The 10,077-nt window shown below is 61.4% G+C and carries 8 protein-coding genes; 7 read left to right on the top strand and 1 reads right to left on the bottom strand.

The genetic code is table 11. The features are described 5' to 3' along the window. The first annotated feature begins 274 nt into the window (after positions 1-274). The 3 genes from J3P94_RS25020 to J3P94_RS25010 are packed head-to-tail and all read left to right on the top strand — an operon-like array spanning position 275 to position 4,204. Positions 275-2,023 (top strand): carbamoyltransferase family protein, encoded by a 1,749-nt coding sequence (locus tag J3P94_RS25020; RefSeq protein ID WP_305497269.1) that lies wholly within the window; start codon positions 275-277, stop codon positions 2,021-2,023. Then, positions 2,016-2,921, top strand: coding sequence for a glycosyltransferase family 2 protein (locus J3P94_RS25015; protein ID WP_434570051.1), 906 nt, complete (start codon positions 2,016-2,018; stop codon positions 2,919-2,921). Before J3P94_RS25020 ends, J3P94_RS25015 begins: the two co-directional genes overlap by 8 nt. A 23-nt stretch (positions 2,922-2,944) precedes the next feature. Beyond that, a complete protein-coding gene (locus tag J3P94_RS25010) occupies positions 2,945-4,204 on the top strand; it encodes a capsule biosynthesis protein (RefSeq protein ID WP_434570049.1) in 1,260 nt (419 codons plus the stop codon). Between the two features lie 16 nt (positions 4,205-4,220). On the opposite strand, the gene J3P94_RS25005 is transcribed toward J3P94_RS25010, so the two are convergent. Beyond that, entirely contained in the window at positions 4,221-4,853 is a 633-nt protein-coding gene (locus J3P94_RS25005; RefSeq protein ID WP_434570047.1) for a toluene tolerance protein, read from the bottom strand. A 154-nt stretch (positions 4,854-5,007) separates the two neighbouring features. Here J3P94_RS25005 and J3P94_RS25000 point away from each other — a divergent pair, with 154 nt between their 5' ends. From J3P94_RS25000 to J3P94_RS24985, 4 genes are all read left to right on the top strand, one after another. After that, positions 5,008-6,129, top strand: a complete 1,122-nt coding sequence (locus J3P94_RS25000) for a capsular polysaccharide export protein, LipB/KpsS family (RefSeq protein ID WP_434570045.1) — start codon at positions 5,008-5,010, stop codon at positions 6,127-6,129. A gap of 77 nt (positions 6,130-6,206) precedes the next feature. Continuing rightward, the gene (locus J3P94_RS24995) at positions 6,207-7,289 is read left to right on the top strand and encodes an O-antigen ligase family protein (RefSeq protein ID WP_434570044.1); all 1,083 of its coding nucleotides are present in this window, start codon (positions 6,207-6,209) and stop codon (positions 7,287-7,289) included. 73 nt (positions 7,290-7,362) lie between these two features. Beyond that, a complete protein-coding gene (gene msbA / locus J3P94_RS24990) occupies positions 7,363-9,153 on the top strand; it encodes a lipid A export permease/ATP-binding protein MsbA (protein ID WP_305497257.1) in 1,791 nt (596 codons plus the stop codon). Continuing rightward, complete coding sequence (locus tag J3P94_RS24985; RefSeq protein ID WP_434574297.1) at positions 9,153-10,049, top strand: GNAT family N-acetyltransferase; 897 nt, start codon at positions 9,153-9,155, stop codon at positions 10,047-10,049. The genes msbA and J3P94_RS24985 overlap by 1 nt, the downstream gene beginning before the upstream one ends. The last annotated feature ends 28 nt before the right edge of the window (positions 10,050-10,077 follow it).

Raw genomic sequence — 10,077 nt, 5'->3', positions numbered from 1 at the left:
ACTGCTGCGCAGCCGAGCGGGAGCAAGCTCCCTCGCCACGGATCGGGTAAATCCTGGGGTTAGGTGTAGATTCGTTGCCGCCTTCGCGAGCAGGCTCGCTCCCACGGGTGTTCAGGTCCTTCAGGTAAGCTTCGTCACTTGCTCGCCGCTAGAGGTTTGCCGGCGCTTTTAAGCTATAATCCCGCCCTTTAGCTGCCCAGCGCCCTTGGCGCGCGGCGCATCAATTCTTCGCGGCGCTTGTCGCCCGTATGCAGACATAAGAGGCTAGACCCCTGTGGCATTGACGATTCTTGGCCTGTCCGGCGCCCTTAGCCATGATCCTTCCGCAGCGCTGTACATTGACGGCAAGCTGATCGCGGCGGCCGAGGAAGAGCGCTTCGTACGCGATAAACATGCAAAGAACCGCATGCCCTACGAGTCGGCAAAGTTCTGCCTGGAGCAGGCCGGCATCAAGCCGTCCGATGTAGATGTGGTGGCGATCCCGTTCGCCCCGATCAGCCTGTTCGGCGAAGCGCGCTGGCACTACGCCAAGCGTTACTGGTACGCCCCGGATCGCGCCCTTGATGCGATCCTGATGGGCAACCGTCGCTACAAGCGTTATCGCCGCAAGATCGTCTGGTGCCTGGAGCAACTGGGCTTCGATCCGAAAAAAATCAAGATCGAACCGGTCGAACACCACTTGGCTCATGCCTCCAGCGCCTACCACTGCTCGGGTTTCCAGGAAAAAACCGCGATCCTGGGTATCGATGGCAAGGGTGAATACGCCACGACGTTCTTTGGCTACGGCGAAAACGGCAAGATCCACAAGATCAAGGAATTCTACGATCCGGACTCCCTGGGTGGTCTGTATGGCGCGATCACCGAGTTCCTCGGCTTTGAAATGCTCGACGGCGAATTCAAGGTCATGGGCATGGCGCCGTATGGCGATGCCAGCAAGTACGATTTCTCGCGCCTGGCCTCGTTCGAAAACGGCGAACTGGTGATCAACACCGACTACGCCAACGTGATCGGCCTGCGTCGCTATAAAGAGAAAGGCAAGGGCTTCTACTTCTCGCCGAAGCTGATCGAATGGCTCGGCCCGAAGCGTGAAGGCGACATCGCCGACGAGCCGTACATCCACTACGCCGCCAGCATGCAGGCGCTGTTCGAGAAGCTCGCGCTGCAGATGATCGACCACTACCTGGGCGACGTGCTCAAGGAAACCGGCAAGCTGGCCTTCGCCGGCGGCTGCGCACTGAACGTCAAGCTCAACCAGAAAATCATCGCCCGTGACGACGTCAAGGAACTGTTCGTGCAGCCGGCCTCCGGCGACGCCGGCACCGCGGTAGGCGCGGCGGCTTATGTGTCCCATGCCCGTGGCGTGCCGGTGGAGAAGATGGAACACGTCTATCTCGGCCCGGCCTACAGCAACGAAGACGTGATCGCCGCGTGCGCCCGCCATCCGAGCAAGCCGGTATGGCGCAAGATCGACAACACCCCCGAGCGCATCGCCAGGATCATGGTCGACGGCAACCCGGTGGCCTGGTTCCAGGGGCGCATGGAGTTCGGCCCGCGTGCCTTGGGCGGTCGTTCGATCATCGGTTGCCCGAGCGCCAGTGGTGTGGCCGACCGCATCAACGAGCAGATCAAGTTCCGCGAGCGCTGGAGGCCTTTCTGCCCGTCGATGCTCGACACTGTTGCCCCACAGATGATCAAGGTCGATCACCCGGCGCCATTCATGACCTTTACCTTCGAAGTGGCCGAGGAATGGAAGACCCGCGTGCCGGAAGTGGTCCATGAAGACGGCACTTCCCGGGCCCAGGTGCTCAAGCGTGAATACAACCCGCGCTACTACGACATGATGAAGGCGCTGGAAGTCCTGACCGGCAATGGCGTGTCGCTGAACACTTCGCTCAACCGTCGTGGCGAGCCGATGATCTGCTCGCCGACCGACGCGCTGAACATGTTCTTCGGCTCCGACCTGCAGTACCTGATCATGGAAGACATTCTGGTCGTCAAGGACGGTGTGGACGCTTATGACTGAGGTGCTGATCAGTGTCGTCATCCCGGCCTACAACTACGCCGAGACCTTGCCGCGCGCGGTGAACTCGGTCATCGCGCAGTTGGGCGAAGCCCAGGCCGAGCTGTTGGTGATCGACGATGGTTCCACTGATGCAACACCGCAGGTCCTGGCGCAATTGCAGGCCGAACATGCCGGGCTCTTCCGGGCCCTGCGCAAACCCAATGGTGGTTTGTCGTCGGTACGCAATCGCGGGATCGAAGAGGCTCGGGGGCAATACCTGATCTTCCTGGATGCCGATGACGAGATGGCGCCGGGTGCGCTTGCCGCCGTGACCCGGCATGTTGCCAGTCATCCTGAAACTCGCCTGATCATCGGCGGCCACTGGTCGGTGTTTCCTGACGGGCGACGCGTTCAGCATGCGGTAAAGCCGCTGCCGGCCACGCCGCGTGAGCGCGTTCGGGGCTACCTGCTGGACAAGACGGTGACCCTGTCCAACGGCGCCTGTGCCATGCACCGCGAGGTGTTCGGGCCGGGTAACTATCCCGAGCATCTGCGTAACGTCGAAGACATTCCGGTGTTTGCCCAGGTACTGGCGCGCTTTCCATGCACCGTGCTCGATCAGCCGCTGGCGCTGATCTACAAGCATGGCGACAGCATGCGGCATGACCTCAGGCAAAGCCTGGCGGCGGGCGTGGGCATGGTCGACGAGGTGTTTTCCCCGGCGCGCATGCCGCAGGCGTTGCAAGATTTGCGCAAGGCCTTCATGGCCCAGCGTTGCCTGTCGTTGTTCCGCGATTGCTACAGCGCCGGTGACTATGCCAATGCCAAGGCTTTTTATGCCCAGGCCGTGCGTACCGATGTTCGCTCGATCACGCGCTGGTCCTATACGCGCAAGGCTATCCGGTTGTTGTTCAAGTGAACGCCACAAGGTCTGACGACAGCATGTTCCAGGCCGACGGAAGCTGGGCTCGAAAGGCTCGTGAACTGGACCGCTACCGCTGGAAACTGCTGCGCGAGCGTCACGGTCGCCTGGGCAGCCTGTTGCGCCTGGTTCGTGACGTGGTGGTGGATGTAACGATTGGTTTGCGCGCCAAGGCGTGCTTGAAGCATTCGACCGACGCGGTACCTTGCGAGGTGCTGCTGCTGCATTCAGCGCCCAAGTCCATGGCGTTGCAGCGCAAGAACATCCTGATCGATGCCCTGCGCAAGCGCGGTCATCACCTGACGGAAGCTGCGCTGCGCGCTCCCGCCGATGCCTGTGCCCAGCGCATGCTGGCGCCGCCGCCACAGTCCGTGCCGCTGCGTTACCTGGTCTATGCCGCCCACGCCCAATGGCTGGTGATGACCTATCAGCCCAAAGTACTGATCAACGAGCGCAATGGCAGTCTCCACGCTCCGTTCCTGCGCCTGGCGCTGGCTGCGCGTGGGGCCCGCCTGCTGCACCTGGCGCATGCCACGACACTGGAGTCGTCCCGCCGGCTGGGAATGAACGACTACGATTATTACGGCGTCTTCGGCCGCAGTTCGCTGGAAGCACTGCAAGAGCGGACGCTGCGGTTCGGTGAGTCGACGGTGGTGCTGGTGGGTTCCTATCTCGCCGACGAAACCTATGACCTGCCCGTCGCTGATCCAACTATCAAAACGCTGCTGGTGCTGGGGGTAGGGCCTGATCGGGAGAAAGAAGCCGGCTACCAGGACACTTACCAGTTGCTGCGCGATTGGGCCGGGCGCAACCCGGATTATCGCGTGCTGTTCAAGCGCCATCCGCGCAGCAAGGCGCAGTTCTGGCGCGACGCGGCGACGCGGTTCGCCAACATCGAGTTGCTGGATGTGGAGTGCTCGCTGGCACAGGCGCTCGCCCAGGCCAGCGCGGTCATCAATATCATGTCCAACGCCGGCATCGAGGCAGGGCTGGCGGGGCGTCCGGTAATTCACGTGAATGCCGGCCGCGATGTGGATATCTTTTCCCACGCGTTGTTCTTCGGGCCGCAAGTGCGCGATGAACAGGCGTTTTCCCAGCAGTTGCGCGCGCTTGAGCAGGACTATCCGCAGTGCGTGGCCAAGGCTCGGGGCTTCGCCGACTACCATCTGGTGCACGGCTCCAGAGGGTTGGCAAAAACCGTCGAGCTGGTCAATGACTTGCTGCGCGGCAGAGACCCGGCAGAAAATTTCGAAACCTATAGGCTGCCTGCCGTCGGCTGACGTCGTAGCCTGCCGCTCAAATGCCGAGCGCGAGCCTCAGTTCCCGCTCGTTGCACACCTTCTGATGACTGAGATAATGCTCCAGGAACTGGTTGTCCTGGAGCAGCCATTCGCGGTCCTGACGATAGCGCAACATGTGTTTGAAATTGCGCAGGCGCAGCCCTTTGCGCAGCGGCTTGCGATACGCCTTCAAGTCGGCGACATCGATCAGTCCCAAGGTGTTTTCAGGCGTCAGCACCACGTTGCCCAGGTGCGCGGAGCGAAAATAGATGCCGTTCTGGTGCAGGCGAGCGATGAACTCACCCAGTCGTGACCGAAGGTCGATAGAGGTGTCCGCGCCGAGCAATTGACGAAGGGTGCTGCCGGGCAGCGGGTCGTAATGCACGGCATCACGCTCGATGGCGGGAATGCGGTAGACCTGGCGAATGCGCGGGCATTCGATGCCGCGCGCGTGCAAGGTCTGGCAGTTGTCGGCAAAGCGCTTGGCATACGGTGACCAGAGCGCGGAGGTCAGCAGGCGTTTGCGGCGAAACAGCTTGAGCATCGAGCCATCGGCCAGGCGCAGCACCTTATCCCCTTGGCGATCGGCCTCAAGGACATCGGCACCTTCGCGCAGGCTGAGGTAAACAGTAGGGTCGAGCGTTTGCATCGAGGCTCCAAGGCTTGGCCCGCTGGGAGGGGCAGCCGGGTATGTTAGCGCAGTGTGCAGGCGGCAAAAACCGCTGTGGTATAGTCGCGTCAATTTTTCCCAGGGTGTTCGCCCTGTTTGCGGGCCTGCCTGGCGCCGTCTTTCTGGACATTCCATGACAAAAACGCTGTTCATTTCCCTGGCCAAGCACCAAGGCCTTTATTTCAACCGCTTGCTCAACGAAACCGAGCTGCAGGGTAAGGTCGTTTCTCCTCAACAAATGCCTTGGCCCGGGTTCCGACGGATCTCCAAGGTTGTTTCGCGCATCGATTGGCCGAGTCTGATCGAGGAAAAGTGCGCGGAACGTCGGGTCAAGAACAAGAACAATGGCGCGCTGTATCGCCTGTTGCTGCGCCTCGAACTTCTCTGGATGGCCCTGCGCGCCCAGGCCTTGCTTGACCGGGAACGCCCCGATGCGTTGGCGTTCTGGAACGGTTCCCATCGTTACTGCCGGTTGCTCACGGCGCTGGCACCGAGTGGCTGCAAGACGTTCTTTTTCGAGAACGGCCTGTTGCCCGACACCACCACCGTGGACCCGCGCGGGGTGAACTACCTGAACGCGGTTCCTCGCGATGCCGGTTTCTACCTCGACTACCCGTATCCGGTGCCGGAAAACCAGGCTGCACCGGTGCTGATTCCCCGTGCGCCACGCAGCGCCGGCCCGGCGCCGATCGAGCTGCCGGCGCAGTTCGTGTTCATTCCGTTCCAAGACGATCGTGACAGCCAGGTCCGGCTATTCTCGCCCTGGATCAGGAACATGCGCGATATGTTTGCCTTGGGCGAGCGACTCGCCGAGGAGACGGGCCTGACGGTGGTGTTCAAGGAGCACCCGTCCAGCCGCGAGACGTACCCCGAGCTGCACGAGCGGACCCATGAGCGCCTGCTCTTCGCCAACGGCAATGCCACGCAGCAGTTGATCGAGGCCAGTCAGTTCGTGATCACGATCAATTCGACCGTGGGCCTGGAGAGCTTGTTGTTGGGCAAGCCGGTGCTGACCCTGGGCCAGGCGTTTTTTAATATCGACGGGCTGGTGATGCACGCCGACGATGCCGATCAGGTCGTGTCATTGGCTCGTGCATTCCCGCAATGGCCGCTCGATGAGCGCTTGCGCCGCAACTTCTTCCATTACCTTTCCGAGTGCTATTGCATCAAGGGTGCCTGGAAGAATGCCGATCAGTCTCAGTTGCAACGGGTCGCCGACAGGCTGTTGGGTAAAGACCAATGCCCATCTGCCTGAGGCGGCTGGTCGATAGAGACAATCTGACGATATGGGCATCCATCGGCTTCCTTGTGCTGTTGTGTGGAGCATGGGTGTTGCCCAGCAACAAGCTGTACCACCAGTTGCTGATTTTCCTGTTGTGGTTGCCCGCTTTGTTGGGGCTGCTGCATCGGGATTTTCGCTCGATGCTCAAGTTGCCCGAATGCGCACTTTTCGCCGTGCTAGTGGCCTGGACGCTGGCAGTGCTGATGGTCGAGGGCGGCGATAACGCCTTGGGCAAGAGCAAGGTGGTTCTCTACGTGACGCTGACCCTGGCAGGCGTGCTGCTGGCTGCGCAGAATCACCACTGGCGGCTGGAGTCCATGGTGCTGGGGGCGTCGATTCTCGGCGGGTTATTCGCAGCCGCGTCCTGGGTGTATTTCTACGGGCTCAGTGCCCGGCCTTTGAGCGACCGGTTGATTGCCATCGGCCTGTGGGATACGCCGATCATGGCTGCCCATGCGGTGGGGAGCCTGGCGATCATGGGCGTTTTCACCTGGCGATCCAGGCATCTGAAACCGGCTTCGATGGCGCTGCTGATGGTCGCGGCGCTGGGCTACCTGTTATTTCTGGGTTCCAACCAGACCCGTGGGGTGTGGATCGGGCTGGGCGCCTGTCTGCTGGTGATGGCCATGGCGCGACCTTCACGCCTGGGCGGCGCGCTGGTTGCCCTGGTCGTGGCGGGGGTGGCCCTGGTTGCCGCATTCGAGCCGGAAATCCTGCTGCAGCGGGGCCTGTCTTATCGTCCCCAACTGTGGCAGGGCGGTGTTCAATTGATGCTCGATCACTGGACGATGGGCGTGGGGTTCCATTCCTACCTAATTCCCATCCCTGAAATTGGCCAGGCTTTCAAGCATCCGCACAATCTGTTCCTGGATACCGGTGTGCGCCTTGGCGTGCCAGGCCTGCTGCTGTTTGGCGGGCTGTGGCTGGTCGCAGGCTGGAGAGGCTGGATGTGCCGCGCGCAACCGCTGGGCCAGGTGTTGTTGGCGCTCTGGGTCTTCGCATCGGTTTCCTTGATGACCGACGGCATTGGCTTGTGGCTCAAACCCAATGCGGACTGGTTGGTCACCTGGCTGCCCATTGCGTTGAGCATCGTGCTGGCTGCCCGAGGTCGCGCTGCAGGGACTTCCTCCTGACTGAACCGATGTAATTGGTTCGCTGTTACAATCCGCAGCTTGTCTGTCTTTTCAAACGTGCGAGGCGCACCGAATGGCCAATTCCGACCAGCAATCGAGCATGAAGATTTACTTGCGATTGCTGAAATACGTTCTCCCGTATTGGGGCGCTTTCGCCGTCAGTATCGTTGGCTTCGTGTTGTTTGCATCCAGCCAGCCGATGCTGGCGGACATGCTCAAGCATTTTCTCGACGCGCTGCAAAAGCCCAATGACACCCGCTTCATGGGGGTCTCGCTGGTGCTCGGGGTGCCGCTGCTGATCGTGCTGATCGCGGTTTACCAGGGGATCGGTTCGTTCCTGGGCAACTACTACCTGGCCAAGGTCGCCCGGGGCGTCGTCCATGACTTGCGTTGCGCGCTGTTCGACAACCTGTTGACCTTGCCCAACCGTTATTTCGACAACCATAACTCCGGCCACCTGATTTCCCGTATCACCTACAACGTGACCATGGTCACCGGCGCCGCCACCGATGCCATCAAGGTTGTCATCCGGGAAGGCCTGACCGTGGTGTTCCTGTTCGGCTACCTGCTTTACAGCAACTGGAAAATGACCCTGGTATTGCTGGCGATCCTGCCGGTCATTGCCGTGCTGGTGAGTAGCGCCAGCAAGAAATTCCGTAAGCAGAGCAAGAAGATCCAGGTGGCGATGGGCGATGTGACCCACGTGGCGTCGGAAACCATCCAGGGCTACCGCGTGGTACGCAGCTTCGGCGGCGAACACTACGAAATCGAGCGGTTTCACAAGGCCAGCGCCGACAACATGAACCGCAGCCTGGGCATGACGCGGACCCAGTCGATCTACACGCCGATGCTGCAACTGGTGATCTATATCGGCATGGCCGTGTTGATGTACCTGGTGCTTTACCTGCGTGGCGACGCCTCGGCAGGGGAACTGGTCGCCTACATCACCGCCGCCGGTCTGCTACCCAAGCCTATCCGCCAGTTGTCGGAAGTCAGCGCCACGATCCAGAAAGGACTGGCCGCGGCGGAAAGCATTTTCGAGCAGCTCGACGAAGAGCCCGAAATCGATACCGGCACCCAGGAAATGGTCCGGGTCAACGGTCGCCTGGAAGTGCGCAACCTGAGCTTCCAATACCCGGGTACGGAAAAGCTGGTGCTCGACGATATCTCCTTCACCGCCGAAGAGGGCCAGATGATCGCCCTGGTAGGGCGCTCGGGCAGCGGCAAGTCGACCCTTGCCAACCTCATCCCACGGTTCTATCACCACGACAAGGGCCAGATATTGCTCGACGGCGTGGATGTCGAGCAGTACCGGTTGACCAACCTGCGTCGGCACATCGCCCTGGTGAACCAGCAGGTCACGCTGTTCAACGACAGTGTCACCAACAACATCGCCTATGGCGATCTTGCCGGCGCACCGTTTGAAGACGTCCGCAGGGCTGCCGAAGATGCCTACGCGGCTGAGTTCATCGAGCAGATGCCCCAGGGTTACGACACCCTGGTGGGCGAGAATGGCGTGCTGCTGTCCGGCGGCCAGCGCCAGCGCCTGGCGATTGCCCGGGCGTTGCTCAAGAACGCTCCGCTGCTGATCCTCGATGAAGCTACCTCGGCGCTGGACACCGAGTCCGAGCGGCACATCCAGGCAGCCCTCGACCAGGTAATGAAAGGGCGCACCACGTTGGTCATCGCCCACCGGTTGTCGACGATCGAGAAAGCCGATCTCATCCTGCTGATGGACAAAGGTCGTATTGTCGAGCGCGGTACCCACGCCGAGTTGCTGGCGCTGAATGGCTTCTACGCACGCTTGCACGAGAAGGACTTCGTCGAGGCTGCCGATGAGGTGGCGAAGGAGACCTTCGTTTGATCCTGAGTTACTGGCGGGCCTGGCGCGAAAACGGTTGGACCCCCATAGACGCCGTGGCTTATGCCCAGGCCTGGCATCAATTCGGTGGCAGCGTGGCGACACACCCTGATGTGGTCGAGCGCCTGGCCGGGCTGGTGGGCATTCCGGTGCGCTACCTGGGCTGGCTCGTTGACGGCCAGCTGTGTGCCGCCGTGCCTACCTGGGGCCGGCATGTGGCGCTGTCCAAGGATGTGCTCAAGCGTGAAGGCAAGCGTGGCATGCTCGACCTCGGCAATGCCGAGGTCATCCTGCCCGTCAGCCAAGGCGCCCAGGTTCGCCTGCGGCACCGCATGCGGTATGTGTCCGAACTGAATGCACCGCACATCATCGGTCTCGCCGAACAACCCGAAGGCCTGGCGCTGGCGCGTGAGCCCGAGGACTACAGCAAGAAGTTTCGCTACAACCAGCGCCGCGAGCAGCGTCTGCTGGAAGACGCCGGTGGCAGTATCCGGCCAATGCTCGACCTGAGCCCCGGCGAGCAGGCTGCGGTGTATGCGGACCTGTTCCAGCGTCGCTGGAACTTCGAAGCCCCCGGCAAGACCCATCTGGCCGAGGTGTTCAGCCTGATGCGCGAATTCATGACCGGCTCGCTGATCTATTTGAATGACGAACCGGTGGCGATCCAGATTCTGTATCGGGTCGAGGCGCCCGGCTGGTTCAGCCTGGAATATATCAATGGCGGGGTCGACCCGCAGAGCCGCGATTTCAGCCCGGGCAGCGTACTCAGCTTCGTCAACACCCAGGCACAATGGGAGCACGCCCGGGCGGCGGGCAAACCGTTGCGCTACTCGTTCGGCCGCGCCGATCGCGAATACAAGGATCGCTGGTGCAACCGGGTTCCGGTCTACCAGGTTTGAGCGAGGACACGCAGCTGATGAACGAGGG

Source organism: Pseudomonas sp. Z3-8, assembly GCF_051131975.1.
Classification (GTDB): Bacteria; Pseudomonadota; Gammaproteobacteria; order Pseudomonadales; family Pseudomonadaceae; genus Aquipseudomonas.
This window is presented reverse-complemented; position numbering and strand designations above follow the sequence as displayed.

What these genes read in the sequence shown, in the direction of transcription:
- J3P94_RS25015 (WP_434570051.1), top strand. Translation starts at nt 2,016, where the DNA reads ATGACTGAGGTGCTGATCAGTGTCGTCATCCCGGCCTACAACTACGCC.
- J3P94_RS25000 (WP_434570045.1), top strand. Translation starts at nt 5,008, where the DNA reads ATGACAAAAACGCTGTTCATTTCCCTGGCCAAGCACCAAGGCCTTTAT.
- J3P94_RS25005 (WP_434570047.1), bottom strand. Translation starts at nt 4,853, where the DNA reads ATGCAAACGCTCGACCCTACTGTTTACCTCAGCCTGCGCGAAGGTGCC.
- J3P94_RS25010 (WP_434570049.1), top strand. Translation starts at nt 2,945, where the DNA reads ATGTTCCAGGCCGACGGAAGCTGGGCTCGAAAGGCTCGTGAACTGGAC.
- msbA (WP_305497257.1), top strand. Translation starts at nt 7,363, where the DNA reads ATGGCCAATTCCGACCAGCAATCGAGCATGAAGATTTACTTGCGATTG.